This is a genomic window from Streptomyces lasiicapitis, from assembly GCF_014646335.1.
Classification (GTDB): Bacteria; Actinomycetota; Actinomycetes; order Streptomycetales; family Streptomycetaceae; genus Streptomyces; species Streptomyces lasiicapitis.
Map to the genome: position 1 here is coordinate 69,891 of NZ_BMNG01000005.1, position 26,420 is coordinate 96,310.

Below are 26,420 nucleotides of genomic sequence, written 5' to 3' on the forward strand. Positions count from 1 at the left end.
GCCCTGGCCATATCTGACGACCCATCAGATCGAGGTTATGGCGCCACCACCGAGAAGTCGAGGCCTTGCGGGATGGGCGCGCATCCGCTGAACTGACACACCGTCAGTATTAGGTCAGCGGCCCTCCTGGGAAGGACACCCGATGCAGACGATCTGGCTCGGCGGAGCCGAGTGGCAGGCGGTCCTCCGGATCGGGCTCGGCCTGTGGTGGCTGGAGAGCTGGCGCCACAAGGACAAGAAGACGTGGTTCACCGGGGGCGGCATCGGCTGGGCGGCGGGCATCGCCGAGAAGCACCGCTGGTCCGTCGTGAGCCGCGGCTTCGACAGCGTGGTGAAGCCGCGCCAACGGCTGATGGCGTACGTCGTCGCCTACGCGGAACTGGCCCTCGGCCTGGGCCTCATCGCCGGATTCCTCACGCCGATCGCCCTCGTCGGCGGGCTCGTGCTCAACCTGATCTACCTCGTACTCATGATCCACGACTGGGCGGAGCAGGGGCAGAACCTCATGATGGCCCTGATCTCGGCGGTGGCGTTCTTCGGGATGAGCTGGCAAGTGTGGTCGGTGGACAACGCGTTGGGGCTCTTCCTCTGAGAGGGACGATCCGAGAAGGACGATCGGAGACGGACGATCCGAGACGGACAAGGAGACGGCCAGTGAGCGAACTCAACCGCGACGAGCAGCAGCCGGAAGCGCCACCCTCGGCGGAGGCCGCCCTCAGGGCGGGCCACTCGGCCCGTGCCCGAAGCGCCGCAGCCCGCGCGGCGGCGGTCAGCCGGTACATCGAGCAGGGGGAACCCGGATCTGCGGCGGCCGCCCAGGAGGTCGCATGGAAGGCGGCCCACGCCGCCCGCGTGTCCGCGCAGGCCGTCGCGGTGCTGGCCGAGAGCGCCCCGGCCCCGGCGGCGGACTCGCGCTGCGCGCGCAACGCGTCCGCGTCGGCGGCTCAGGCCGCGCGCATGGGGCAGCTCCACGACGGCGAAGGTGACGCGGACAGCGACGGTGAAGGTGACCGTGGCCTCGCCGCTGCCGCCTGCCGCGCGGCCCTCAAGGCGTCGCAAGCCGCCGCCGAAGCCGCGAAGGCGGGCGAGCTGGGCGAGAACACGGCCCTGAACGCGGCGGCCGACGACGCCGAGGCGGCCGCGGTCGCCTCGGCGGTGACGGCGGGGTGGATGCGGCCCGGGGACGACGCGCCTCAGGTGGCGACAGGGATGCGGAGCACTGAGCTGATGCACATGCTGCATCTGTGACGGACGCCTAGGGTGCTTGCGGCTCCTGCGCCCGTGTGGCGTGGATCACCCTCAGGGAGCGATCAGTTCGGGTGGCGACGGCTGTCCTATGGGCAGTCGTTGTCCAGCACCGGGGAGGGTGTTCCGATGTCCACTGCCGCCGCCAAGGGTCCCGCCAGCTACTTTCCCTCGATCGAGAAGAAGTACGGGCGGGCGATCGCCGAGTGGGAAGGGCTGATCCGGGGGTCCGAGCTCAGCAAGCACATGGAGCTCGTGGCCTGGCTGAAGGCCGAGCACGGGCTGGGGCACGGGCACGCCAACGCGCTCGTGAAGTACACCCTGGACGGGGGGTCGCAGAGCTCGTGAAGGGCTCAGCGGGCGCCGGCGGTGCCGGCGAGTGACGTGCGGGCGGTGCGTGCCTTGAGGGCCGCCGCCGCTGCCGCCAGGACCGCCGCCGTGATCGTCAGCGTCAGCGCCGCCGGATTGACGTAGTCGGGGACGCCCACCGCGTACGTCGTGCCGTCCGTCGTGTGGCAGCCGAAGCGCAGCGGGAAGTACGTGGCGCTGTAGCCGTCGATCGCCGTCACGTCGACCGGGCCCTCCGCCGCGCTGCACGCCGGACCCCGCTCCGTGTCGTCGAACGCGAGGAGGTGGGCGGCGCCCCAGGCGTACGCGGCGAGCGCGCCCGCCCCTGCCAGGGAGGCGGCGGCGCGGAGGGCGTGCGGGAGCGGGCGCGTGGCGCCGGCCTGCCGGTCGGCCCGGATGACCCTGCGTACGAAAGTGACGCAGCCGTACGCCGCGAGGCTCGCCGCCAGCACCGTGCAGATGAAGACGATGCCCAGCAGCGCCATGACGTTGTGGCCGTCGAACGGGTCCGTGGACATGCTCTCTGATCCCCCAGCTTGATCCCTGTTTGTCCCGATAACTCCGATCGGTCCGAACATAGCGTTCCGATTATCGGTCGGAGGAATCTATCAGGGTCCGGCATGTCTGGATTTGCGTCCTGCCCGGTGCGGGGGCCCGCCGGTACGGCTGCTCAGGGCGCCCCCGCCAGAAGAGTGCGTCTGCGCGGCCGCTCCCCTGCGGCCGCGCAGACGGGGTGCGGTGGACGCTGGACATGTCCTCAGCCAGGCCGCACCAGGACGGCTCCGACGCGGCGGCTCCGCTGCGCATCGGGACCTGTGTCCGGGGGTTGTTCCGTATCGTCTGGGGTTGTTACGTAGTCAACAGTGCCGTGAGCGGGGCGGGTTGCGCAGGGGCCGATTGGCCCTCCTCCGGGGCCGCTCGGCCCCCGCGTCCGCCGTGCGCCGGGCCGTTCGGCCCCTGGCAGGGAGCAAGCCCTTTCCGTCACGATCGAATCGAAGAGATGCCGGACCGACCGCAGAGGCATGCCGGGCCGACCAAGGGGTGGACATGGTGGACATGGACAACAGTGCCGTCATCCGCGTGTTCCTTCTCGACGACCACGAAGTCGTCCGCCGAGGGCTGCGCGACCTCCTCGGCGGGGAGCCCGGGATCGAGGTGGTCGGGGAGGCCGCCAGCGGGGAGCAGGCCCTGGCCCGTGGGCCCGCGCTGCGGCCCGACGTCGCCGTGCTCGACGTACGCCTCCCGGACGGGGACGGCATCACGGTGTGCCGTGAACTCCGGTCGCTCATGCCAGAGTTGGCCTGCCTGATGCTCACGTCCTTCGACGACGAGGACGCCCTCCTCGACGCCATCATGGCGGGCGCCGCGGGCTACGTACTCAAGCAGATCAAGGGGTCGGACCTCGTCACCGCGGTGCGCACGGTCGCCTCCGGGCAGTCGCTGCTCGACCCGGCGACGACGGCCCGGCTGATGCGGTCGCTGCGCGCGGACGAGGGGGAGCCTGCGGCTCAGGACGCGCGGTTGGCCGGCCTGACCGAGCGCGAGCGTGCCATCCTCGCGCTCATCGGGGAGGGGCTTACCAACCGGCAGATCGGGGGGAAGCTTTATCTGTCCGAGAAGACCGTGAAGAATCACATCTCGCGGATGTTGGCGAAGCTCGGCGTCGAGCGGCGGGTGCAGGCTGCTGTGCTTGCCGCGCAGGTCACGCGTGCCGCCGTGGAGCAGCGGAACTCCTAGTCCCGCCGCTCTGCGTTCATCTGCGGCTCCGCCGCCCTGTATGGGGGCTGCGCCCCCTCTCCCCCTGCTCTTCGCCGCTTCGCGGCTCGTCCTCAAACGCCGGACGGGCTGTGCCTGCCGCCCTCGGCCTCGTCCTCAAGCGCCAGCGGCACCCGCCACTCCAGCCTCGTCCCCCTCCGCTCCCCCGCCCCCACCACCAGCTCTCCGCCCAGCCGTTCGGCCCGCTCGGCGAGGTTCCGTAGTCCCGCGCCCCGTTCGGCGCCCGCGGGGCTGTCGGGCTTGCCAAGCCGCTCGGGCACGCCCACCCCGTCGTCCACCACCGCCACCTCCAGCGCTCCCTTCCCCACCACCAGTGACACCTCTGCCCGACGGGCGTGGGCGTGTCTGGCGACGTTGGAGAGGGCCTCGTTGAGGACGGCGACCACGTCGTCGGCCACCTCGCGGGGGACGTCCGTGTCGATCAGGCCCTCCATGCGGAGCGCGGGGGTGAAGCCGAGGGCGGCGGCCGCGTCCTCGACCGCGCGGACGGTGCGTACGCGCAGGCCCGCCGCGCCGCCCGGCGCCTCGTGGTCGCGCAGGCCGAAGATGGTGGAGCGGATGATCTTGATGGTGGCGTCGAGGTCGTCGACGGCGCGGCGCAGGCGTTCGGCGGCGCCCGGGTGCTCCACGAACCGCTGCACGCTCTGCAGCGTCATACCGGTCGCGAAGAGCCGCTGGATCGCCAGGTCGTGCAGGTCGCGGGCGATGCGGTCGCGGTCTTCGAGCAGGCTCATCTGCTCGGCGTCGCGGCGCCGGTCGGCGAGTTCGAGGGCGAGCGCGGCCTGGCCCGCGAAGCCCGTCAGGGGCGCGGTCTCGGCCTCCGAGAAGCCGGGACGGCCGCTGCTGCGGGCAAGGAGCAGCACACCGCGTACGTCGTCGCGCGTGCTCATCGGTGCGGCGACGGCGGCACCGAGCCCCTCCCAGCGGGACGCCTTGTACGTCACCCGCGGGTCCTTGCGCACATCGGCGGACAGGACCAGGGCCTGGGCTTCGAGTGCGGCCCCCGCGAACGAGCCCTTGCGGGGCAGCGTCGCGCCCCGGTGCATCTGTGCGCGCGGGCCGAGCGCGATCTCGACCCTCAAGTCGCCGTCGGCCTGCACCATTTCGACGGCCGCGAGCTCCGCCGACGTGATCTCCGCCGCGCGCTCCGCCATCAGCTCAAGGACCTGGGCCTCCGGCGCGCCGGACAGCAGCGCGCTGGTGACCTCCGCGCTCGCCTGCAGCCAGCGCTCGCGCAGCCGCGCCTCCTCGTACAGACGGGCGTTCTCCACGGCCACGCCTGCCGCGACCGCGAGCGTCGAGAGGACCGACTCGTCCTCGGCGTCGAACTCGGCGCCGCCGTGCTTCCCGGTCAGATAGAGATTGCCGAAGACCTCGTCGCGTACGCGGACGGGGACGCCGAGGAAGGAGTGCATCGGCGGGTGGTGCGCGGGGAAACCGGCGGACGCGGGGTGCTCGGAGAGCTCCGCGAGGCGCAGCGGCTGCGGGTTGCGGATCAGCTCGCCGAGCAGGCCGTGGCCGGACGGCAGGTCGCCGATCTCGGCGCGCAGTTCCTCGCTGATGCCGACCGGCAGGAACTCGTCGAGCATGCGGCCCTCGCCGATCACGCCGAGCGCGCCGTACTCGGCGTCGACCAGCGCGACGGCCGTCTCCACGATCCGTCTGAGGACCTGCGCGAGATCCAGCTCGCGGCCCACCGAGAGGACCGCTTCCAGGAGGCTGTGCAGCCGGTCCCGGGTGCCGCGGACCGCGCCGATCCGCGCGGCCAGCTCTTCGAGCAGCTCGTCGAGCCGCAACCGCGTCAACTGCCCGGTGCCCGCGCCCTGTTGGCCCATCAGCTCCTCCGCCCGAGCAGCCGTGCACATACCCGCCCCGCATATCGACGCTCACCGTAGCCGGTGAGTGGCGCTGCGTGGAGGTAGTTCGCGTGCTTGGTACACCGGCCGCGAATTCCGGTCCCGCGGGAACCCCCGTCTCGTACGTCCCGACCAACTGTCCGAACGCATACGTGAGTTGAACGCGAGCGAGGAGGGTCCGGGATGGATCGCAGAGGTCTGTTGAGGTCCACGGCCGCCGTGGGGGCCGCGGGGGCGACGGTCGCGTGGGGCGCGGGCGCGGGTGTGGCACAGGCGCGCGGGCGGAAGCCGCTGCGCGTGCACATCGTCGTCTTCGACGGCGTCGAGGAGCTCGACTTCGCGGGGCCCCTTGAGGTCTTCGGTGCCGCGCGCTCCGTGGGGCAGCCGGTCGAGACGAAGCTGGTCACCAGCGGTGGGGCGGGCGGTTTCACCGGGCGGTTCGGTACGCGCGTGACGGGCGTCGGGGCCTGGGAGCCGGGGGCGGCCGACGTGGTCGTCGTGCCCGGCGGCGGCTTCGGGCAGCGGGACGGCGCCGGGATCTGGGCCGAGATCAAGAAGGGCCGGCTGACCCGGGCGCTGCGGGAGGCCGCCCGCCCCGACCTCACCCTGCTCGGCGTCTGCACGGGCGTGGTCGTGCTGCACGCGGCCGGGCTCATCGGCGGCCGCCCGTGCACCACGCACCACCGCGCCAAGGACTACCTGCGCGAGCAGGGCGCCGACGTGCGCGACGCCCGCGTGGTCGACGACGGCGGCGACCTGGTGTGCGCGGGCGGCGTCAGCTCCGGGATCGACGGCGCGCTGTGGGTCCTGGAGCGGGCGGTCGGGTCCGCCGCGGTCGGCCAGGTCGAGTCGCTGATGGAGTTCGAGCGGCGGGGGACGGTGCTGCGTACGTAGCCGACGGTGCTGCGTACGCGGCTGACGCGGCCTGTGCGAGTCGGTCGCGCGGCACGCTGGCGGGGTGGGCGCTGGCGGCGATGCTGATCGCGGGGCTCACGGGGGTGTTCAAGCGGTTGTGAGGGGGCGGGCGGGGCGCCCTTGGGGAGGGGTCACCGTCCGGCGCCTTCGAGGCGGGCTCACCCCGCGTCGGCCGCGCACCGGAAGCCGTTGTTGCCGCTGCTGGAGTCCGGGGAGTTGGCGGTGCGGGACGCCACCGTGTAGCGGGCGCAGTACGAGTCGTGGCAGAGGTAGGAGCCGCCGCGCAGGACGCGTTCGGTGCCGCCGCTGTCGTCCTGCGGGCCGCGCGGGTTCACCAGCGGCCCTGTCGGATGCGTGGCCGTGAACCGGTCGGCCACCCACTCCCACACATTGCCCACCGTGTTGAACAGGCCGTAGGCGTTGGGCCTGTACGCGTCGACGGGCGCCGTCCCCACGTACCCGTCCTCGGCCGTGTTCCGCGCCGGGAAGTCGCCCTGCCAGATGTTGCACCGCCACCGCCCGCGCCGCGTCAGCTCGTCGCCCCACGGGTAGCGGGCCTGGTCGAGCCCGCCGCGCGCGGCGTACTCCCACTCGGCCTCGGTCGGCAGCCGCTTGCCCGCCCAGGCGGCGAAGGCGCGGGCGTCGCCCCAACTCACGTGCACGACGGGGTGGTTGGCGCGCTCACGCATGACGTCGCTCCCCGGGCCTTCCGGTGCCCGCCAGGTCGCCTCCTGGACGCCGCGCCACCAGGGGGTGCCGTCCGGGGCGGGCGAGGCGTGTGCGAGGGCGGGCGGCAGCAGGCCCGCGAAGACGTACGACCAGCCGTGCCGTTCGGCGTCCGTGACATGGCCGGTGTCCTTGACGAAGGCGGCGAAGCGGGCGTTGGTGACGGCGCAGGGGTCGACGCGGAAAGGGTCGAGGGTGACCGCGCGGACGGGACCCTCGCCGTCGGCGGCGTGCCCGTGCCCGTGCCCGCCGGAGGCGCCCATACGGAAGGTGCCGCCCGGGAGCGCGACCATCTTGCTCAGGGCTTCGGCGCGCTTGGTTGCGACTTGGGCGCGCTCGCTCACCGCTGGGGTGCGCTTGCGCCCGGCTTCGGCGCGGCTCATCGCGTGATCGTCGCACACGCGTAGTTCCGCAAGGGGGCCGGTGGTGTCACCATGCGGAGTCCAGGTGCGGCGTGCGGGGTGGTGCGACGCGGGGTCACGGGGTGCGGGGTGGGAGGCGTGCATGGCTGAGGTGTTCTTGCGACGGCTGACGCGGTGGCAGGCGGAACAGCAGCGCGAGGTGATGGCGAACTTGTACGTGGAGTGCCACGGCCTGGACGGGCCGGGGAGCGGCGCGGTGCGCCAGGGATTCCTGGAGCGGTTCGAACGGCACGTGCAGGAACCGGACTTCGACATGGTGACCGCCAACTCGGGAGCGGTGCTGGCCGGTTGTCTGTACGGCTTCCGGGCCGAGCGGGGCGGGGTGCTCGCGGACACGCTGCGGAACATCCTGCCGACGGAGGCGGCGGCCCAGGCCGGGGCGGGGCGCCTCTTCGTGATCACGGAACTGATGGTGGTGCCGGAGTACCGGCGCCTGGGCGTGGCCACCCGGCTCCGGGACCTCCTGCTGTCCCGCCACACCGCCGACGTGATCGTCGCGGCGACGCCGCCGGGGGCCGCGCACGAGGTCCTGCGGGCGTGGTCGTACGCGAAGCTGGGCGAGCTGGCGTCGCCGCCGAGGGAGGCGTGGCTGGGGCCGGGGCCGGCGTAGCGGGCGAACCGGGGGTCCACAGGGCAGGCGGCGCGAGGTTGTCCACAGGCTGGGGCTGCCGTTGTCCACAGGTTGAGGGCCCTCCCAGCGGATCGTGGCCTGCTCCAGGCACTATGGGGCCATGAGTGACACGGGTACGCAGCCGAATGCAGGACCGGACGGGGCGGGGGCGACCGCGCCGGGCGCCGGGGCGACGATGCCGGACTGGGAGAAGCGCTTCCGCGCGCCCCGCGTCTCCCTGCCCGACTGGGCGGAGGACGCCCCGCACCGCTCCCTGTTCGTCTCGAACGCGACAGGGACGTACGAGCTGTACGCATGGGACCGAGCCACCGGCGAGCAGCGCCAGGTGACGGACCGGCCGAACGGCACGACGGACGGCCTGCTCTCGCCGGACGGCCAGTGGATCTGGTGGTTCGACGACAAGGACGGCGACGAGTTCGGGGTGTGGCAGCGCCAGCCGTTCGACGGCAGCGGCACGGACGAGCCCGCGGTCCCGGGCCTCGATGCCTCCTACCCGGCGGGCCTGGCCGTGGGCCGCGACGGCCGCACGGTGGTGGTGGGCCGCTCGACGGACGAGGACGGCTCGACGATCCATGTCGTACGTCCCGACGCGGCCCCCGGCGAGGCGCCCGCCGAGATCTACCGCCACCGCGAGTCCGCGGGCGTCGGCGACCTTTCGCACGACGGCACCCTGATCGCCGTCGAGCACACGGAGCACGGCGACGCGATGCACGCGGCGCTGCGCGTCGTACGCACCGACGGCTCGACGGTCGCGGAGCTGGACGACAGCAAGGGCGGCACGGTCGAGCTGGGCCTGGAGGTCCTCGGCTTCGCCCCGGTCGACGGCGACACCCGCCTCCTGGTGGGCCACCAGCGCCGTGGCCGCTGGGAGCCGATGGTGTGGGACGTCACCACGGGCGAGGAGACGGACCTCGCCCTCGACCTGCCGGGCGACGTCTCCGCCGAGTGGTATCCCGACGGCTCCGCACTGCTCGTGGCCCACGGCTTCGAGGCCCGCGGCGACCTGTGGCGGTACGACTTCGCGACCCGCGAGCTGACCCCCGTGCCGACCCCGCGCGGCTCCGTCTCCGGCGCCACGGCCCGCCCCGACGGCACGGTGGAGTACATGTGGTCGTCGGCCGCCGAGCCGCCCGTCCTGCGCTCCACCTCCGGCCAGGTCGTCCTTGACCCGCCCGGCATGAAGGCGCCGGGCTCCGTGCCCGTGGAGGACGTGTGGGTTCAGGGCCCCGGCGGCCGCATCCACGCCCTCGTCCAGAAGCCCGCGGGCACCTCCGGCCCCCTCCCCACCGTCTTCGAGGTGCACGGCGGGCCCACCTGGCACGACAGCGACTCCTTCATGGCGGGCCCGGCCGCCTGGGTCGACCACGGGTACGCGGTGGTCCGCGTCAACTACCGCGGCTCCACCGGCTACGGCCGCGAGTGGACCGACGCCCTCAAGCACCGCGTCGGCCTCATCGAGCTGGAGGACATCGCGGCGGTGCGCGCCTGGGCCGTCGACTCCGGCCTCGCCGACCCCGACCGCCTCGTCCTCGCCGGCGGCTCCTGGGGCGGCTACCTCACGCTCCTCGGCCTCGGCACGCAGCCCGACGCGTGGGCCCTCGGCCTCGCCGCGGTCCCCGTCGCCGACTACGTGACCGCCTACCACGACGAGATGGAGGCCCTGAAGGCCATCGACCGCACGTTCTTCGGCGGCACCCCCGAGGAGGTCCCCGAACGCTTCGAGGCCTCGTCCCCCCTCACCTACGTCGACGCCGTGAAGGTCCCCGTCTACATCTCCGCCGGCGTCAACGACCCCCGCTGCCCGATCCGCCAGGTCGAGAACTACGTCAACCGCCTTGCGGCGCGCGATGCCGTCCACGAGGTGTACCGCTATGACGCGGGGCACGGCTCCTTGGTCGTGGACGAGCGGATCAAGCAGGTGGCGCTGGAGCTGGACTTCGCGGAACGGCACCTGGGGTAGGGCCTGGACCCCGCTCCTCAAACGCCGGAGGGGCTGGTTTCAGCCCGTCCGGCGTTTGAGGACGAGGCCGTTCAGGCCGATACGGGGTCTGGGGCGGAGCCCCCCACGCGGCGGAGCCGCAAATCGTTACAGCCGGGAAGGGGCGGGGTGGGGGGAAAGCCCGCCGCAGGCGCCCCGTACCGTGGGTGGGGTGTACCGGTTCCTGCTGACCCCCCGCTGGTGGGGGATCAACGTCTTCGTCGCGCTGTCGATCCCCGTATGCCTCTTCATGGGCTCCTGGCAACTCAGCCGCTTCGAGGACCGGGTCCAGGACCACGAGGACGCCAAGCGCCAGGCCACCACGTCCACGGACAGGGCCCGCCCCCTCACGTCCCTGCTCCCGGTGGACAAGAAGACCTCGGGCGAGAAGGCGACGGCAACGGGCAGCTGGGGCAAGCAACTGCTCGTACCGGACAGGGAGTTGGACGAGAAGTCCGGCTACTACGTGCTGACGATGCTGGACACGGCGGACGGCAAGGCGCTGCCGGTCGTAAGGGGATGGCTGCCGGGCTCGGCCGACAAGAACAAGGCGCCCGCACCGCCGAAGGGCGAGGTCACCGTGACGGGCACGCTGCAGGCGTCGGAGAGCCTCAGCTCCCAGGGCGTGACGAAGGCGGGCGGCCTCCCGTCCGGCCAGGTGGGCATGATCAGCGCGGCGTCGCTGGTGAACCTGGTCCCGGACGACGTGTACGACGCGTGGGTCACGCTGGACCGGGGCGGCAAGAGCGCGGCGGGCCTGAAGCCGGTCCCGGCGTCCGCGCCGGAGGACAGCGGCCTGGACATGAAGGCGTTCCAGAACCTGGGCTACACCGGCGAGTGGTTCGTCTTCGCGGGTTTCGTCCTGTTCATGTGGTTCCGCCTGTTCCGCCGGGAGCGGGAGTTCGCCCGGGACGCGGAACTGGGCCTCGTACCGGAAGCAGCACCGGAACCCGTACCGAACGCGGTACCGGACACGAACTGAGCCGAGCAGCCGAGCCGAGCGCCCCTGAGGGCCCCCGAGGGCCCAGCGGCACGCGCTACTGCGCCGCGAGGACCCCGGTCTTGTAGACCGTCCCGGAACACGCGTTGCTGACCGTCGTCCCCGTCGCGGGCGAGCCCGGCTCGGCCGTCAGGGACACCGCGACGCTGCCGTCGACCGTGCCGCCGTCCTCGCGCTCCAACTGGGTCGTCGTGCCGTCCGGAGCCCCGCTCTCGGAGCCTCCGCCGCCCGCGCCTCCGTCGGAGGGCGAGGGGTTGGGCGAGGGGTCGCCGCCGTCGGAGGGGCAGGACGCCGCGGGAACCCAGGCGAACCGCACTTCGTAGGACGCGCCGGGCTGGAGGACAAGCGAGCTGGACTCCTGCGCCGGGTCGGGCAGGCCGACCGCGGCGTCGCCCGCGGTGTGGTCGACGACGTTGACCTTCGTCGGGTCGGCCGCGCCCTGGGCCGCGGCGGCGACGGAGCCCGCGGAGGTGACGGTGCAGCTGCTGCCGGAGACGTTGGAGACGCGGAAGGTGCCGTAGACCTTCCCGTCGGCCTCGGCGGTGCCGGCCGAGGCCGTGGCGTTGCCGAGCTGGGAGGCGTCGCAGCTGGGCGAGGACGGGGCGGCCGTGTCCTCGGCGCCCGGGTCGGTCCCGCCGGTGGCGCCGGGCTTGTCGCGGTCCTTGCCCTTGCCCTCCTTGCCCTTGCCTTCCTTGCCCTTGCCGTCCTTCTTGTCCTTCTCGCCCTTGGACTTGTCGTCCTTGGTGTCCTTGCCGGGCCGGTCGCGGTCCTTGCCCTGGCCGGTGGAGCCCTGGGTGGGCTGGTTGCTGCCGGCGCCCACGATGGAGGGCCGCGCGTCGGAGTCGCCGCCGGAACCGGCGACGTGCACGAGCGCGGGGATGGCGGTGCCGACGAGGAGCGCGGCGGCGGCCATGCCGACGAGGGCCTGGCGCTTGCGGGCGCGGCGCGCGGGCACCGCGTGCCGCAGCTTGTCGAGTGCGGCGTCGCCCGGCTGGATCTCCTTGACGGCGCCCTGGAGCAGCCGCCGCAGCGCGCGTTCGTCGTCACCGAGCCCCTCGGGCTCGTCACCGTCGTCGCCGCCGCCACCGCCGCCACCGCCGCTGCCGAAGGGACCGCCACCGCTGCCGCCCGAGCCGCTCCCGGTGCCGCCGTTGATCAAACCCAGTACGCCGAGTTCGCGGTCGGGGCGGTCCTGGCCGCCCGGCCCCTGCTTCACAGTTTCGTTCCCAGCGTCTTGCCCGCGGTCGCGCCCGGCGCCCCGCTCTTCGTTCACGTCCTGCGTCTCGTACGCATCCTGCTCTTCGTGTGTGTCCCGCTCCGCGGCGTCCCGCGCCGCAGCGAACACATCCCGCTGTTGGCGCGTCATGCCGGGGCCTCCATGGCGACCCGCAGGGCGGCTATGCCCCGCGAGCCGTACGCCTTGACCGAGCCGAGCGATATGCCGAGCGTCTCGGCCACCTGGGCCTCGGTCATGTCCGCGAAGTACCGCAGCACGAGGACCTCGCGCTGGCGGCGCTGCAGGCCGCGCATGGCCTTCATGAGTTCGTCGCGCTCCAGGAGGTCGTACGCGCCCTCCTCGGCGCTCGCCATGTCCGGCATCGGCTTGGTGAGGAGCTTCAGGCCGAGGATGCGGCGGCGCAGCGCGGACCGCGAGAGGTTCACGACGGTCTGGCGCAGATACGCGAGGGTCTTCTCGGGGTCGCGCACCCGCTTGCGCGCGGAGTGCACGCGGATGAACGCCTCCTGCACGACGTCCTCGCAGGAGGCCGTATCGTCCAGGAGCAGCGCCGCGAGGCCGAGCAGCGACCTGTAGTGGGCGCGGTAGGTCTCGGTGAGATGGTCGACGGTGGTGCCCGCGGTCACGCTCAACTCATCGCCCTCGCGCTGAGTCGGGATGCGGGCGGGCCGCGCTGCGGGCATGGGGGCGATCACCGGCATGCCGCCGGGTACGCGCGGGCGCCGAGGCGGTCGCAATGCCGCCGCGCCGCCTGCCGCTGTGAAGTCCAGTACCTCTGCCACGCCTGTTTGACACGCTTCCCCCCGTCAGGGTTGTACGCGTCGGGTGTGGCGTATCGCATCGCCCGCCCGCCGCGGGTCGCGGGCGCCGTGGTCGTGGCGCGTGCGGCGGTCGCGGGAACGCCTCGCGACGATGCATCAAAAGCCCCCATGCGTACCGACTCTTCCCCTATGCCCCATGTTCTTTTCGCAGCGCTTCAGGCCGCCCACTGGAGGGCGACGGCGAAGACGCGCGCTGCGCCGCCGCGGTTGCAGCGCGCAGAAGCCGAATCTTCGAACGTGGAGACGCCCCAGTTCAAGCGGTCTGGACCATCAGATTGAACACAGAACTTACACAGTTCCTACGAGGAGTTCCGCTCCCCGGCCACCAGCTCCGCGATCTGCGCGGTGTTCAGGGCGGCGCCCTTGCGCAGATTGTCCCCGCAGACGAAGAGTTCGAGGGCCGTCGGGTCGTCCAGTGCGCGGCGCAGCCGGCCGACCCAGGTGGGGTCGGTGCCGGTGGCGTCGGCGGGAGTGGGGAACTCGCCGGCGGCGGGGTCGTCGAAGAGCACGACGCCGGGCGCGGTCGCCAGGATCTCGCGGGCGCGCGCGACGGTCACCTCGTCCTCGAAGCGCGCGTGGACGGTCAGCGAGTGGGTGGTGACGACGGGCACCCGCACACAGGTGACGGCGACCTTCAGGTCGGGAAGTCCGAGGATCTTCCGCGACTCGTCGTGGATCTTCATCTCCTCCGACGACCAGCCGTCCTCGCGCACGGACCCGACCCAGGGCACGACGTTCAGCGCGACGGGCTCGGGGAAGGGTCCGGTGTCGTCGCCGACGGCGCGGCGTACGTCGCCGGGCCTTGTGCCGAGGTCCGTGCCCGCGACCAGCTTGAGCTGGCGCCGCAGCGTGTCGACGCCGTCCTGTCCGGCCCCGCTCACGGCCTGGTACGAGGAGACGATCAGCTCGCGCAGGCCGAACTCGGCGTGCAGGGCGCCGAGGGCCACGATCATCGACAGGGTGGTGCAGTTGGGGTTGGCGACGATGCCGCGGGGGCGTACGCGCGCCGCGTGCGGGTTGACCTCGGGGACGACGAGCGGCACGTCCGGGTCCATGCGGAAGGCGGCGGAGTTGTCGACCACGACGACGCCCTTGGAGGCGGCGATGGGCGCCCACTGGGCGGACACCTCGTCGGGCACGTCGAACATGGCGATGTCGACGCCGTCGAAGACGTCCTCGCTCAGCGCGAGCACTTCGAGGTCCTCACCGCGCACGGCCAGCTTGCGGCCGGCCGAGCGCGGTGAAGCGACGAGTCTGATCTCGCCCCAGATGTCGGCGTGCTGCGACAGGATCTGGAGCATCACCGTGCCGACGGCCCCGGTCGCTCCGACGACCGCGAGCGTCGGCTTGCGGTTCATCGGCCGGTGCCTCCATAGACCACGGCCTCGTCGGAGTCCGAGTCGAGCCCGAAGGCGGTGTGCACGGCGCGGACGGCCTCGTTCACGTCATCGGCTCGCGTGACGACCGAAATCCGAATCTCGGACGTGGAAATCAGCTCGATGTTCACACCAGCGTCGCTGAGCGCCTCGAAGAAGGTCGCCGTCACGCCCGGGTTGGTCTTCATCCCGGCCCCGACCAACGAGATCTTCGCGATTTGATCGTCGTACCGAAGGGAGTCGAACCCGACCCCGGCCTTGGTCTTCTCCAGGGCCTCGATGGCCTTGGGACCTTCGGTCTTCGGCAGCGTGAAGGAGATGTCCGTCAGGCCCGTCGAAGCGGCGGACACGTTCTGTACGACCATGTCGATGTTGACCTGGGCGTCGGCGATGGCCCGGAAGATCGCGGCGGCCTCGCCCGGCTTGTCCGGGACGCCCACGACGGTGATCTTCGCCTCGGACGTGTCGTGCGCGACACCGGAGATGATGGCCTGCTCCACCTTGCGGTCCCCTTGCGGTTCGTTGCTGACCCACGTGCCCTGCAGCCCCGAGAACGAGGACCGCACGTGAATCGGGATGTTGTAACGACGGGCGTACTCCACGCACCGGTGGAGCAGCACCTTGGACCCGGAGCTGGCGAGCTCCAGCATGTCCTCGAAGCTGATCCACTCGATCTTGCGGGCCTTCTTCACCACACGAGGATCGGCGGTGAAAACGCCATCGACGTCCGTGTAGATCTCGCAGACTTCCGCGTCCAACGCGGCGGCGAGGGCCACGGCAGTGGTGTCGGAACCGCCACGCCCCAGCGTGGTGATGTTCTTGCCCTCCTGGCTGACGCCCTGGAACCCGGCGACGATGGCGATATTGCCCTCGTCGATCGAGGTCCTGATCCGCCCGGGGGTCACATCGATGATCCGCGCTTTGTTGTGGACCGAGTCGGTGATGACACCCGCCTGGCTGCCCGTGAACGACTGGGCCGCGTGGCCCAGGTTTTTGATCGCCATGGCAAGGAGGGCCATGGAGATCCGCTCTCCGGCGGTCAGCAGCATGTCGAATTCACGCCCGGCAGGAATCGGAGATACCTGTCCGGCGAGATCGATCAACTCATCCGTCGTGTCACCCATGGCGGACACCACGACAACGACCTGATGGCCGTTCTTCTTGGCGTCCACGATCCTCTTGGCGACCCGCTTGATGCCCTCGGCATCGGCTACGGAGGAGCCTCCGTACTTCTGCACGACAAGGCCCACGTGCGCTCCTCGCTCAGTTACGTTTCAGACCGCACTGCTGCGGTCGGCTCAGTCTAACGAGCGGCCGAATTCCGCCCCGCGAGTATCAGATCGTGAGATGTCCCGCTCACGCCTTGATCAACACGGTGGCCCTTTGTCCTCCGGCCGCCCGGTGGACTGCCTGCCCGCTCCGGACGAGCGCACTCCGGAAAGTGGGGTGGCTCACACGATGCCTGGCCCCTGGGCCTTGTGCGGTACGGGGCGCCGAGGGCTCCGCCATCGGCGCCCGCTCCTGTTCCTGTTCCTGTTCGTGCTCCAGGGGCGTCACCCGGGCCAGGCCCGGCCTGTAGTCGTGCGTTACGTCGCGGCCGTGACGGGCCCGTACGAACTCCGCCCACCACTCCGGTGACCTGCGCTCCCGCGACCAGTACGTCCTGGTCACCCAGCGCATCGAGTTGTCCTCGACGGTGAGGTGTTCCTTGACCCAGCGCAGGTGGCCGACGTCGGTGAGGCGGCCCATCGCGGCGCCGGTGGGGAGTGCGTCGATGAATGCCGCGAGTTCGGCCTCGCGGGGGCCCAGGTGTGCGAAGTCGGCGTCCGCGTGCGGGGGTTCGTCACCCGCGGGGCGTTTGCCGTAACCCGTTTTGGCCATCGGGTGGGACGGGGACGGCAGGGCAACACTAAGATTGGCGTAAGCCACGATCGAGCCTCGACTTCGATCCGTAGGGCTAGGCCTCGGTACCGGTGTTGGCGCACCGGCCGGGGCCGCTTCTTTGCCGCGAACCTAGGGCGGCTTTACGTTCTGAAGCAAGCTGACTACGGAATGTCACCCGGGAGGGTGGCGCGCGGCCCAACTCCTGTAACTGGTTGGTTGGTTGGGTTCAACCCAACCAAACCCAATCCTTGGAGGAGCCCGGGTCCCGAAGCCCGGCTCCCGGGGCTCAAGCTCCGGGCCGACCTGCGGTGAACGCCCCCGCAAACCGGCCAAGTTGCCTAGATCATCTGGGCCTGGCGGCGCGCACGCGGGACGATGAGGCCCCAACGACGCCAACACAGGGGGCACCCGTGGCAAAGATCAAGGGCCAGGTCAAGTGGTTCAACGAGTCGAAGGGGTTCGGCTTCATCACCCCGGCCGACGGCAGCAAGGACGTCTTCGTCCACTTCTCCGCCATCCAGGGCAACGGCTTCAAGACACTGGCCGAGGGCCAGAACGTGGAGTTCGAGATCGAGGCCGGCCAGAAGGGTCCGAGCGCGGTCAACGTCACGGCGATCTAGCGGGCGGCACGCGCCGCGTACGCGAGGAAGGTGGCCCACGCCGTGGGCGGGACGGCCAGTTCGGGCCCGGCCCCGGCGGGGAGCTTCGAGTCGCGTATGTGGACGCCGAACGGTGCACTCAGGGCCACGGGCGACCGATGAGTTTCGGGGTGGCGCTCGGTCAGAGACCATGACTGAAGCAGACACGAGATACCCCAGAAACCGAGGATCCGAGATGCGCACCCTGATCAGCACCGCTTTCGTTTCGCTCGACGGCGTCGTCGAGGCCCCGGGCGGCGAGCCCGGTTACCGGAACTCCGGGTGGACCTTCAAGGACATCGACTTCGTGCCGGAGGCGTACGAGATCAAGGGCCGTGAGCAGGGCGAGGCCGCCGCGATGCTGCTCGGCCGGGTCAGCTACGAGGCGTTCAGCCCGGTGTGGCCCGGCATGGAGGAGTTCGCCCAGTACAAGGTGATGCCGAAGTACGTCGTCTCCACCACCCTCGCCGAGGGCGACCTGGTGTCGGGCTGGGGCGAGACGACGATCCTGCGCTCACTCGACGACGTCGCCGCGCTGAAGAAGACCGAGGGCGGGCCGATCATCGTCCACGGCAGCGCGTCCCTGAACCAGTCCCTCTCCGACGCGGGCCTCATCGACCGCTACCACCTGCTCGTCTTCCCGCTCCTGCTCGGCGCGGGCAAGCGGCTCTTCAGCACCACGGACAAGGACACCCAGAAGCTGAAGCTCGTCGAGCACGAGACGTACTCCAACGGGCTGCAGAAGAACGTCTTCGACGTCGTCCGTTAGTTCTGGTCCAGCTGGTGGCGGCTTCGTCCGTAGGTCAGGTCACTGCTACTTCGTCGGCCTGATTCCCAGTGGGGCCCCGAGCTCCTCCGCCATGACCTGGCCCGCCACCTCCGCGAGGGCGTCCTCCGAGAGGTCCTCGTCGGTGTCCAGGCCGTCGAGGTCTTCGAGGGGCTGGTTCAGGCGGACGTGGGCGACCAGGGACTGGAGGGCGCGCAGGGCGGCGGAGGCGGTGGAGCCCCAGTTGGAGAAGTAGGAGAACTGCCACCACCAGAGGGCTTCCGTGGTGCGGCCCTCGCTGTAGTGGGCGAGGCCGTGGCGGAGGTCGGTGACGACGTCCGCGAGGTCGTCGGAGATGCGGCAGGCGACGGGGGCCTTGCGCGGTTCGTACGGGTCGAAGACCTCGGAGTAGACGTCGATGGGGTCCAGGAGGACGGCGAGGCTCTGGCGGAGGTCGTCGACGTCCGCCTCCGGGCCCAGGTCGGGCTCGTAGCGCTCGTCGGGGACGATGTCCTCGTGCGCGCCCAGGCGGCCGCCCGCGAGGAGGAGCTGGGAGACCTCCAGGAGGAGGAAGGGCACCGCCGAGTCCGGCTCGTCGCCCTTGGCCACCTCCGTCACGGCCACGATGAAGCTCTCGATCTGGTCCGAGATCTGGACCGCGAAGTCGTCGGGGTCCAGCGCCGCGGAGTGCAGCAGCTTGGGCTGGGGTGCCTCGGGCGACTTGGTCGTTGACTTAGACATCTAGGAGTCGTCTCCCCTCGAAAGCGCGGCCCAGGGTGACCTCGTCCGCGTATTCCAGATCTCCCCCGACAGGGAGTCCGCTGGCCAGGCGGGTGACCTTCAGGCCCATGGGCTTGATCATGCGCGCGAGGTACGTCGCCGTCGCCTCGCCCTCCAGGTTCGGGTCGGTGGCCAGGATCAGCTCCGTGACCGTGCCGTCGGCGAGTCTGGCGAGGAGTTCTCGTATGCGCAGATCGTCGGGACCGACGCCCTCGATCGGGCTGATCGCTCCGCCCAGGACGTGATAGCGGCCGCGGAACTCCCGGGTCCGCTCGATCGCGACCACGTCCTTGGGCTCCTCGACCACGCAGATCACCGACGGGTCGCGGCGCGGGTCGCGGCAGATGTTGCACAGCTCTTCCTGCGCGACGTTCCCGCAGGTCGCGCAGAAGCGGACCTTGTCCTTGACCTCGAGGAGGGCGTGCGCGAGGCGGCGTACGTCCGTGGGCTCGGTCTGAAGGATGTGGAAGGCGATCCGCTGCGCGCTCTTGGGACCGACGCCGGGCAGCCTGCCCAGTTCGTCGATGAGGTCCTGGACCACGCCTTCGTACACGGAGTGCCTTCCTGCTCTTCGGTCTTCAGTCTTCGGGGCTCAGGGAGCTTTTGTACGTACCGTAGTTGGCCGTCGGCTTACTTAGAAGGGAACCGCAGGCCGTAACGGCGGCTAGAACGGCAGGCCGGGGATGCCGCCGCCGCCCAGGCCCTGGGCGAGCGGGCCGAGCTTCTGCTGCTGGAGCGCCTGGGCGTTCTCGTTCGCCGCCTGCACCGCCGCGACCACCAGGTCCGCGAGGGTCTCGGTGTCTTCCGGGTCCACCGCCTTCGGGTCGATCACGAGGCCGCGCAGCTCGCCCGAGCCGGTGACCGTCGCCTTGACGAGGCCGCCGCCCGCCTGCCCTTCGACCTCCGTCCGCGCCAGCTCCTCCTGCGCCGCGGCGAGGTCCTGCTGCATCTTCTGGGCCTGCTGGAGCAGCTGCTGCATGTTGGGCTGGCCACCACCGGGGATCACGATCAGCTCCTGGTTCGCTACGTCGGTACGTCGGTACGTCATCGCACGTCCGGCTCGGTACGTCCGTACTTCTTCGGTCGGTTCTCATGGTCCGTATGGCGGGTGTTTTCCCGCCTGTGACGAGCCTACGTGGTCAGGGGTGCGCTCGCCCCAGCACTCCGGCCGCCACTCTTTCGGGTGAGATCCCGCCTGTTCCTATACCTGATCAAGCGACCCTTCCGGGCGGAAAAGCCGCGAAAACTGCCGCATAGCCACCCATTGGGCGGTAGGACTGGTGCCGCGCAGAGGCACCATCCATTACGTTGCGTCACTTATGCGGAGACCGAGGGAGTGCCGGGTGAGCCACCACCAGCCGGAGATGCAGCCTGAGGGGGTGCCCCAGGGCGGGGACGGGAACGGGGACGGCGCGGCGGCGTCCGCCGGGGCGGCGCCTGGTGACCTCGTCAGCCGGCTGTTCCCGCTCGGCGACTGGGGGGAGCCCGCGGAGCGGCTCGACGAGCTGTACCGGTGGGTGGAGCGGGGCGCGCTCGACACCGCCGCGTGGTATTTGCGAGACCGGACGCGCAAGCGCGTCGCCGCGCGGGTGCTGCGGGGTGGGGCCGCCGTGGGGGCCCTGGGGGCGGGGGTGCTGCCGCTCCTCGATCTCGCGGGGGGCATGGGGGGCGTCGCCCCCTGGGGGTTCGTGTCGCTGATCGCCGGGGTCGCCTGTGTCGGGTGCGATCGGTTCTTCGGGTTCACGTCGGGGTGGATGCGGGATGTCGCCACCGCGCAGGCCGTGCAGCGGCGGTTGCAGGTGCTGCAGTTCGACTGGGCCTCGGAGAGTGTGCGGGAGGTTCTTGGGCCTACGGAGGGGACTGCCAGTGAGGCCGCTGATCGGTGTCTTGGGGTGTTGCGGAGGTTCTCCGAGGACGTGACGGAGCTTGTTCGGGCCGAGACTGCCGATTGGATGGTGGAGTTTCGGGCGGGGTCCGCGCCGCTCGTGATGCAGGGGGCTGTGCCCGGTGGGGCTTCTGGGCAGCCTCGGGACGGTGCCGGCCCCGGGCGGTTTCCGTTGCCGCCCGGGGCTCGGCCTAACATGCCTCGGCAGCGGCCGCCTGAGCCTCGGTGAAGGTGCTTTGTGGGGTGCGGGTGGGGTGGCCCTGCCGGGGGCTCCCCAAGCCCGCCCCTTCCCGTAACCAGGGGGCTGCCGCCCCCTGGACCCCCGCTGTCGGCCTGAACGGCCTCGTCCTCAAACGCCGGACAGGCTGAAAAGAGCCGGGCGGGGGTCTCGGGTGGGTGGGACTGACCCCCGCCGCATCGCCGCTTCGCGGCTCGTCCTCAAACGCCGGACGGGCTGAAAGCCCAGCCGACGGGGCTGAAAGCCGGCCTCAGCTGTAGATGATCATTGAGCCCTGCGCCAGGGATCGCGTCGTCGCCGCGTGCAACCCCAGCCACACATGGCGCTCCCTCGCGAACGGGCTCGGGTCCGGTGGGGCCGGGAGCGCCGGTTCCTCCAAGGTCGTGGGGGACTGTGGTGGGGCCGGGGGGAGCGGGGGGTTCGCCGGGTCTATGCCGATCGACGGGGCCACGAATTCGAGTTCGCGGAGGAGGGCCTGGGAGGAGCCCAGAGGGCCGCCGCCTGCGAGGAGTTCGTCGTTGGACAGGGGCGCCGGGAAGTCCACGGGGACGTACGCGCCCGCGTGGTCGTAGTGCCAGACGAGATGGGACTGCTGGGCGGTGGAGTCGAACATCTCCAGGAGCTGTTCGTAGTCGCCGCCCAGTTCGTCGACGGGTGTGACCTCGAGGCCGCAGATCTTGAGGAGATACGCGCGCCGCAGGAAGTGCAGCGCGTCGTAGTCGAACCCCGCGACCGGGGCCACGTCGCCGGAGAGCCCCGGCATGTACGCGTACACGGGCACCGTCGGCAGTCCCGCGTCCCCCAACGCCTTGTCGTACGAGGCGAGTTCCTCGGCGAAGGGGTTGTCGGGGCTGTGGCACAGCACGTCGACGAGCGGGACCAGCCACAGGTCGCAGGCCAAGAAATGCTCCTAGGGTCGGTGAATGGGGCCGGTGAGGACGTTCCTACGGGCGTAGCTACCGTGCGTGTTGTCCCGGCAGCGTAGTGGCACCGGGACCCGCTCAGCCTCCCCCGTGCACGTCCCAGATCCACACCCCGTCTACCCACTTTGCGCGCTGCCCAAGAAGGTCGTCGACCGTCGATCGCAGCGCCGCGTCGCCCGCCTGCGGCGCGAGCACGAGGACGCCCGCGTTCCAGTAGCGCAGGTCCACCCGGGCCGCGTTCCGCCAGGCATCCGTGATCCGTACGGTCCGTCCCGAATTGCGTACGTCCCTCAGGAGGTTGGAGGTGTTGCGCGGCGAGGCGCCGTAGATACCGACGCGGTCCGGGCCCCAGGGCCCGTTGAAGTAGCCGCCGGGCAGCCGGAATCCCAGGTCGGCGGTGGTCTGCCAGTGCAGGGCCTCCGCGTAGGCGGGGTCGGGCAGCGGCACCGGTACGAGAGTCTCGCCGGCGGCGGTGTCGACGTAACTCCGCCATGTCCCGTCGGCGATGAACGCGGGCACGTCGGCGCGGTCCACGGCCTTGAGGGGAAGGGGGAGGAGGGGGAGGAGGGCCGCGGTAACGGCGGCGAGACCGACGTACCGGAAAGGCCTCCCCCACTTCGGGCGGCCCTCCGCCCCGCGCGCCGCCAGCTCCCCCACCGCCAGCGCCACCAGCATCCCCAGCGCGGGCGCGCACACCATCGCGACCCGCGACTCGATGACCGACTCGAACAGCGGCCGGTCGGCGAGCAGCGCCCACGGCCCGGACAGCACGACATCGGTGAGGGGGATGCGGAACTTCGGGCCGAGGGACAGGAACGCCGCCGCGACCGCCGTGAAGGCCAGTGCCTTCACCACCGCGCTGCGCCACAGCCACACCACGATCAGCAGCGCGAGGGCGATAAGCGGCCAGCCGTAGAAGGCGTTCTGCTCGGTGGGGTTCATGGACAGCGAGGACGCGGTCTCCGCGTCGCCCGCGAGGGAGCGCTCGGAGAAGGAAAGCAGGGCGAGCGGGCTGTTGCCCGCGTTGTCTCCGTGCAGCACGCTCTTGTAGCTCTGCGGCCCGAAGAACTGCCACCAGAGGGGGAAGGCGATCAGAGGGATACACACCGTCAGCGCGATGGCTGTGCCTCGGGCCAGCGGGCGCCAGGCCGCCCTCGCGACATCGCGGCGCACCACCGCGTACGCCACCGTGAACAGCAGCATGCCCATCGCGGCGAGCAGCAGCGGCTCCTCGCCGAGGAAGATCTGGTACGTCGCGAAGAGGCCGAGGACCACCCCGTCCCGTACGACATGACGGCCCTCGCAGAGCCGCAGCGCGCGGTCGACGATCAGCGGGATCATGAACAGGACGATGAAGTTCGGGTGCGCGTGCGCGTGGCTGATCATCGGGGGCGCGAAGGCGGCGAGGGCCGCGCCGAGGGCGGCGGCTCCCCGGTGGCGTACGAGACGCCGGACGATCAGCCAGTACCAGGCGAAGGCCGTCGCGGCCAGGCCGCCCGTCATCGCGAGGTTGAGGCTGACGGCCGGGCCGAACAGCCAGGTGACCGGCGCGAGCGGCACGGACAGGCCGAGCATGACCGTGTTGGCCATGAGGTTCACGCCGTCCGGGGCGTTCTGCAGGTGGGTGAACAGCGGGTTCTGGAGGTGGCCGATGTTGTGGGCGGTGACCTCGAAGAACCACTCCCACTGGTTCTGGTCCTGGAGGGAGTGCGGGAGGTAGCGGTGGTCCGGGGAGATCCAGCGGGCCGAGTACAGGACCGTGGCGAAGGCGAGGAAGAGGCCCGCGACGAGGAGGTCGGTGCGGCGGACCGCGCGCGTCTTGAGGGAGGTGACCTCGGCGAGTACGCGTACGTAGTCGGCCGGGCGGACCTTGGAGCCCTCCTGGTGCGACCAGCGCACCGGGACCTCCGCGACCGGCCAGCCCTGCCGGTCGAAGTGGTGGAGTATCTCGACGTCTATGCCCCAGCCGGTGAGCCGGGACGCGGCGAAGGCCGCGCGGGCGCGGTCGCCGTCGAAGAGCTTGAAGCCGCACTGGGTGTCGCGGATTCCGGGGACGGCGACCGTCCGTATCAGGAAGTTGCCGCCCCGGCCGAGGAGTTCGCGGAGGCGGTGCTGGTGGACGCCGATCGTCGCGCCCGGCCGCGCGCGCGAGCCGACGGCGGCCGCGTGGCCGTCGGCGAGGGCCTTCTCCAGGGCCTCCAGTTCCTCGATCGGCGCGGCCAGGTCGGCGTCGGTGACCAGGACGCGGCGGCCGTACGAGGCGAGGACGCCCTGGCGCAGGGCGTGGCCCTTGCCGCGGTTGCGGCCGCCGCGGAGCAGTTGGATGCGGGGGTCCGCGGCGGCGGCCTCGGCGGCGATGTCCGCGGTGCGGTCGGTGGAGCCGTCGTCGACGACTATCAGCTCCCACTGCGGGGGCTGCGCTCCGGCGTCGGCCGCCTCGGCGGCACCGGCTGTGTTGGCCGCTTTGTCCAGGTAGGCGCGGATCGCTTCCAGGGTGGGGGCGAGGCGGCGTTCCTCGTTGTAGGCGGGGATGACGATGGTGAGGTCGACGGTCATGCGGGGGCCTGGGGCTGGTCCTGGTCGGTGGTGGGGGTGCCGGGGGCTTCGGCGGCACCGGGGGCTTCGGCTGAGAGGGTCGAGAGGGTCGAGAGGGTCTCGACGAGGTCCAGGGAGTGCGCGTTGTACTCGGCGACGATGGCGTGCGCGAGGAGCGCGTCGCGGCGGGTCACGGCCTCCACCAGGTCGGTGTGCCGGCACCAGAGGCGGCCGCGCAGGCCGCTGCCCTGTTCGGCCTCGCGGCGCAGGTGCGGCACCGCGCAGACCCAGGACTGGACGCGCAGGCGGTGCAGGAAGTCGGAGAGGTAGGCGTTGCCGAAGAGGGCGCTCAGCTCGCGCCAGAAGCGCAGGTCGTAGCCGATGAGGACCGTCAGGTCGCCGGCCGCCGCCGCGCGGGCCGCCTCCTCGCCGCGGCGGCGTACGGAGACGAGGCTGGCGGGCGGTACGGGGTGCTGCGCGGCCGTCGTCGCCAGCTCGCGGAAGATCGCGTCCGCTATGAGGCCGCGGGCCTGGAGCATGCCCCGGTAGTCGCCGAGGGTGTGCTCGTGCACGCGGAAGCCGCGGTGCTGCGCGGAGTCGAGGAGGCCCTGTGCCGCCAGGTTCACCAGGGCCTCGCGGACCGGGGTCGCGGAGACGCCGTACTGGTCGGCTATCTCCTTCACCGTGAACTCCTGGCCCGGCACGAGGCGGCCCGCGAGGATCTCGTCGCGCAGGGCGTCGGCGATCTGCTGGCGCAGGGTGCTGCGGATGACGGCGGGGCCGTCGGCTCCGGGCATGGCGGGTGTCCCCCTACGCTTTTCTCTGCCGTGGGCGTCTCGAGCGAACGTGGGTACGTTCTGGTCGCTTACGAGCACGTCAGACTACGCGGTCGGGGTTCCCGTCCCGCGTGACGAGGGTCACCGGTGTGCGGAAGGGCACGTCGGCCCGGGGAGGGGGCGGGGTGACCCCCGTGCGTGGGGTCACCCCGGGCCGGTCGGGCGGCCGCGTTCAGGCCACGTGGGTGTCCGCGGCGTCCAGGGCCTCGTCGAGGGCTGCCAGGCCCGCCTTGAGGTCGGGTTCCGAGATGTTGCACGGCGGCACGACGTGGGTGCGGTTCATGTTGATGAAGGGCCAGAGTCCGTTCGCCTTGGCGGCGGCGCCGAACGCCGCCATGGGGGCGTTCGCCTCCCCGGAGGCGTTGTACGGGACCAGCGGCTCACGGGTCTCACGGTCCCGCACCAGCTCAAGGGCCCAGAACATGCCGAGCCCCCGGACCTCCCCCACGGAGGGGTGCCGCGCGGCCAGCTCGCGCAGGCCGGGACCCACGACCTCCTCGCCCAGACGGGCCGCGTGCTCCACGACGCCCTCGTCCGCCATGACGTTGATCGTCGCGACGGCGGCCGCGCAGGCCAGCGGATGCCCGGAGTAGGTGAGCCCGCCCGGGTAGGGCCGCTTGGCGAACGTCTCGGCGATCGCGCCGGAGATCGCGACGCCGCCGAGCGGCACGTACCCGGAGTTCACGCCCTTGGCGAAGGTCAGCAGATCGGGCACGACGCCGTCGAAGTGGTCGACGGCGAACCACTTGCCGGTGCGCCCGAAGCCCGCCATGACCTCGTCGAGGACGAAGACGATCCCGTGCCGGTCGCACAGCTCGCGGACGCCCGCGAGGTAGCCGGGCGGCGGCGTCATGATCCCGGCGGTGCCGGGGACGGTCTCGAGGATGATCGCGGCGATCGTCGCCGGACCCTCGAAGGCGATCGTGTCCTCCAGATGCTGGAGGGCCCGCTCGCACTCCTGCCCCTCGTTCTCGGCGTAGAACGGCGACCGGTACAGGAACGGCGCCCAGAAGTGCACGACGCCCGCCGAGCCGCTGTCGGAGGGCCAGCGGCGCGGGTCACCGGTGAGGTTGATCGCCGCGGAGGTGGCGCCGTGGTACGAGCGGTACGCGGAGAGCACCTTGGGGCGGCCCGTGTGCAGCCGGGCCATGCGCGTTGCGTTCTCCACGGCCTCGGCGCCGCCGTTGGTGAAGAAGATCTTGTCCAGGTCGCCGGGGGTGCGCTCGGCGATCAGGCGGGCGGCCTCGGACCGCGCCTCCAGGGCGAAGGCGGGCGCGAACGTGGTCATCGTCGCGGCCTGCTCCTGGATCGCGGCGACGACCTTCGGGTGCTGGTAGCCGATGTTCGTGTAGACGAGTCCGCTGGTGAAGTCGAGGTACCGGTTGCCCTCGTAGTCCCAGAAGTACGAGCCTTCCGCGCCGGCCACGGCGAGCGGGGCGATGAGTTCCTGGGCGGACCAGGAGTGGAACACGTGGGCGCGGTCCGCGGCGGAGACGGCTGCGCCGAGCTGCGGGTTTGGCTGAGGGGTCATGCCGCCGAGGGTAGATGTCCACCGCGTGGACGGGACATGGGCGTCCTGTCTGGCGACTCGCCGGGAACGCGAC

Annotated in this window: 27 protein-coding genes; 11 read left to right on the top strand and 16 right to left on the bottom strand. The window is 71.4% G+C overall.

Annotated elements, in window-relative coordinates; all coding sequences use genetic code 11:
• Positions 1-142 precede the first annotated feature (142 nt).
• The 3 genes from IEY91_RS11890 to IEY91_RS11900 all read left to right on the top strand — a co-directional run bounded on the left by IEY91_RS11890 (position 143) and on the right by IEY91_RS11900 (position 1,593).
• Positions 143-592 (top strand): DoxX family protein, encoded by a 450-nt coding sequence (locus IEY91_RS11890; protein ID WP_164322466.1) that lies wholly within the window; start codon positions 143-145, stop codon positions 590-592.
• Between the two features lie 62 nt (positions 593-654).
• Positions 655-1,248: a hypothetical protein gene (locus IEY91_RS11895; protein ID WP_189173940.1), complete on the top strand. Its 594-nt coding sequence runs from the start codon at positions 655-657 to the stop codon at positions 1,246-1,248.
• Between the two features lie 126 nt (positions 1,249-1,374).
• Positions 1,375-1,593, top strand: coding sequence for a DUF4287 domain-containing protein (locus IEY91_RS11900; RefSeq protein WP_164322470.1), 219 nt, complete (start codon positions 1,375-1,377; stop codon positions 1,591-1,593).
• Positions 1,594-1,598: 5 nt separating this feature from the next.
• Here IEY91_RS11900 and IEY91_RS11905 read toward each other — a convergent pair whose 3' ends face one another.
• Complete coding sequence (locus tag IEY91_RS11905) at positions 1,599-2,111, bottom strand: hypothetical protein (protein ID WP_189173941.1); 513 nt, start codon at positions 2,109-2,111, stop codon at positions 1,599-1,601.
• Between the two features lie 529 nt (positions 2,112-2,640).
• Between IEY91_RS11905 and IEY91_RS11910 the strand changes: the two genes are divergently transcribed.
• Positions 2,641-3,330, top strand: a complete 690-nt coding sequence (locus tag IEY91_RS11910) for a response regulator (protein ID WP_164322475.1) — start codon at positions 2,641-2,643, stop codon at positions 3,328-3,330.
• A gap of 92 nt (positions 3,331-3,422) precedes the next feature.
• On the opposite strand, the gene IEY91_RS11915 is transcribed toward IEY91_RS11910, so the two are convergent.
• Positions 3,423-5,234 carry a sensor histidine kinase gene (locus IEY91_RS11915; protein WP_373287929.1) on the bottom strand — a complete coding sequence of 604 codons (1,812 nt, stop codon included), beginning with the start codon at positions 5,232-5,234 and terminating at the stop codon, positions 3,423-3,425.
• Positions 5,235-5,408: 174 nt separating this feature from the next.
• Here IEY91_RS11915 and IEY91_RS11920 point away from each other — a divergent pair, with 174 nt between their 5' ends.
• On the top strand, positions 5,409-6,119 hold the full coding sequence (locus tag IEY91_RS11920) for a DJ-1/PfpI family protein (RefSeq protein WP_189173942.1): 711 nt from the start codon (positions 5,409-5,411) through the stop codon (positions 6,117-6,119).
• Positions 6,120-6,298: 179 nt separating this feature from the next.
• Here IEY91_RS11920 and IEY91_RS11925 read toward each other — a convergent pair whose 3' ends face one another.
• Positions 6,299-7,249, bottom strand: coding sequence for a formylglycine-generating enzyme family protein (locus IEY91_RS11925; protein ID WP_189173943.1), 951 nt, complete (start codon positions 7,247-7,249; stop codon positions 6,299-6,301).
• 121 nt (positions 7,250-7,370) lie between these two features.
• Between IEY91_RS11925 and IEY91_RS11930 the strand changes: the two genes are divergently transcribed.
• From IEY91_RS11930 to IEY91_RS11940, 3 genes are all read left to right on the top strand, one after another.
• Positions 7,371-7,898 (top strand): hypothetical protein, encoded by a 528-nt coding sequence (locus IEY91_RS11930; RefSeq protein WP_164322482.1) that lies wholly within the window; start codon positions 7,371-7,373, stop codon positions 7,896-7,898.
• Positions 7,899-8,094: 196 nt separating this feature from the next.
• Positions 8,095-9,879: a S9 family peptidase gene (locus IEY91_RS11935; protein ID WP_189174184.1), complete on the top strand. Its 1,785-nt coding sequence runs from the start codon at positions 8,095-8,097 to the stop codon at positions 9,877-9,879.
• Positions 9,880-10,069: 190 nt separating this feature from the next.
• Complete coding sequence (locus IEY91_RS11940) at positions 10,070-10,879, top strand: SURF1 family protein (RefSeq protein WP_189173944.1); 810 nt, start codon at positions 10,070-10,072, stop codon at positions 10,877-10,879.
• Positions 10,880-10,934: 55 nt separating this feature from the next.
• Here IEY91_RS11940 and IEY91_RS11945 read toward each other — a convergent pair whose 3' ends face one another.
• The 5 genes from IEY91_RS11945 to IEY91_RS42495 form a co-directional block, all read right to left on the bottom strand.
• Positions 10,935-12,263 carry a hypothetical protein gene (locus IEY91_RS11945; RefSeq protein WP_229696894.1) on the bottom strand — a complete coding sequence of 443 codons (1,329 nt, stop codon included), beginning with the start codon at positions 12,261-12,263 and terminating at the stop codon, positions 10,935-10,937.
• A complete protein-coding gene (locus IEY91_RS11950; protein ID WP_164322486.1) occupies positions 12,260-12,916 on the bottom strand; it encodes a SigE family RNA polymerase sigma factor in 657 nt (218 codons plus the stop codon). Before IEY91_RS11950 ends, IEY91_RS11945 begins: the two co-directional genes overlap by 4 nt.
• 338 nt (positions 12,917-13,254) lie before the next feature.
• Positions 13,255-14,313, bottom strand: coding sequence for an aspartate-semialdehyde dehydrogenase (locus IEY91_RS11955; RefSeq protein ID WP_164322495.1), 1,059 nt, complete (start codon positions 14,311-14,313; stop codon positions 13,255-13,257).
• Positions 14,310-15,581, bottom strand: a complete 1,272-nt coding sequence (locus IEY91_RS11960) for an aspartate kinase (protein WP_164322497.1) — start codon at positions 15,579-15,581, stop codon at positions 14,310-14,312. Before IEY91_RS11960 ends, IEY91_RS11955 begins: the two co-directional genes overlap by 4 nt.
• 106 nt (positions 15,582-15,687) lie before the next feature.
• Complete coding sequence (locus IEY91_RS42495) at positions 15,688-16,212, bottom strand: hypothetical protein (protein WP_306309890.1); 525 nt, start codon at positions 16,210-16,212, stop codon at positions 15,688-15,690.
• Positions 16,213-16,625: 413 nt separating this feature from the next.
• Between IEY91_RS42495 and cspE the strand changes: the two genes are divergently transcribed.
• Positions 16,626-16,835, top strand: a complete 210-nt coding sequence (cspE, locus tag IEY91_RS11970) for a transcription antiterminator/RNA stability regulator CspE (RefSeq protein WP_164322499.1) — start codon at positions 16,626-16,628, stop codon at positions 16,833-16,835.
• On the opposite strand, the gene IEY91_RS11975 is transcribed toward cspE, so the two are convergent.
• A complete protein-coding gene (locus IEY91_RS11975; protein WP_306309891.1) occupies positions 16,832-16,963 on the bottom strand; it encodes a DUF397 domain-containing protein in 132 nt (43 codons plus the stop codon). The genes cspE and IEY91_RS11975 overlap by 4 nt on opposite strands.
• An 86-nt stretch (positions 16,964-17,049) precedes the next feature.
• Between IEY91_RS11975 and IEY91_RS11980 the strand changes: the two genes are divergently transcribed.
• Positions 17,050-17,622, top strand: coding sequence for a dihydrofolate reductase family protein (locus IEY91_RS11980; RefSeq protein ID WP_189173945.1), 573 nt, complete (start codon positions 17,050-17,052; stop codon positions 17,620-17,622).
• A 45-nt stretch (positions 17,623-17,667) separates the two neighbouring features.
• Here IEY91_RS11980 and IEY91_RS11985 read toward each other — a convergent pair whose 3' ends face one another.
• The 3 genes from IEY91_RS11985 to IEY91_RS11995 form a co-directional block, all read right to left on the bottom strand.
• Positions 17,668-18,360, bottom strand: coding sequence for a DUF5063 domain-containing protein (locus tag IEY91_RS11985; RefSeq protein ID WP_229696895.1), 693 nt, complete (start codon positions 18,358-18,360; stop codon positions 17,668-17,670).
• Positions 18,353-18,952, bottom strand: coding sequence for a recombination mediator RecR (recR, locus tag IEY91_RS11990; RefSeq protein ID WP_164322503.1), 600 nt, complete (start codon positions 18,950-18,952; stop codon positions 18,353-18,355). The genes IEY91_RS11985 and recR overlap by 8 nt, the downstream gene beginning before the upstream one ends.
• A gap of 111 nt (positions 18,953-19,063) precedes the next feature.
• Positions 19,064-19,405 (bottom strand): YbaB/EbfC family nucleoid-associated protein, encoded by a 342-nt coding sequence (locus IEY91_RS11995; protein ID WP_078620933.1) that lies wholly within the window; start codon positions 19,403-19,405, stop codon positions 19,064-19,066.
• Between the two features lie 313 nt (positions 19,406-19,718).
• On the opposite strand from IEY91_RS11995, the gene IEY91_RS12000 reads away from it, so the two are divergent.
• Complete coding sequence (locus IEY91_RS12000; protein ID WP_164322505.1) at positions 19,719-20,513, top strand: SLATT domain-containing protein; 795 nt, start codon at positions 19,719-19,721, stop codon at positions 20,511-20,513.
• A gap of 259 nt (positions 20,514-20,772) precedes the next feature.
• On the opposite strand, the gene IEY91_RS12005 is transcribed toward IEY91_RS12000, so the two are convergent.
• The 4 genes from IEY91_RS12005 to IEY91_RS12020 form a co-directional block, all read right to left on the bottom strand.
• On the bottom strand, positions 20,773-21,423 hold the full coding sequence (locus IEY91_RS12005) for a putative DNA-mimic protein (RefSeq protein ID WP_164322508.1): 651 nt from the start codon (positions 21,421-21,423) through the stop codon (positions 20,773-20,775).
• A 100-nt stretch (positions 21,424-21,523) separates the two neighbouring features.
• On the bottom strand, positions 21,524-24,001 hold the full coding sequence (locus tag IEY91_RS12010) for a dolichyl-phosphate beta-glucosyltransferase (RefSeq protein WP_189173946.1): 2,478 nt from the start codon (positions 23,999-24,001) through the stop codon (positions 21,524-21,526).
• Positions 23,998-24,777: a GntR family transcriptional regulator gene (locus tag IEY91_RS12015; protein ID WP_229696896.1), complete on the bottom strand. Its 780-nt coding sequence runs from the start codon at positions 24,775-24,777 to the stop codon at positions 23,998-24,000. The genes IEY91_RS12010 and IEY91_RS12015 overlap by 4 nt, the downstream gene beginning before the upstream one ends.
• Before the next feature lie 211 nt (positions 24,778-24,988).
• Positions 24,989-26,347 carry an aspartate aminotransferase family protein gene (locus tag IEY91_RS12020; protein WP_189173947.1) on the bottom strand — a complete coding sequence of 453 codons (1,359 nt, stop codon included), beginning with the start codon at positions 26,345-26,347 and terminating at the stop codon, positions 24,989-24,991.
• Positions 26,348-26,420 lie beyond the last annotated feature (73 nt).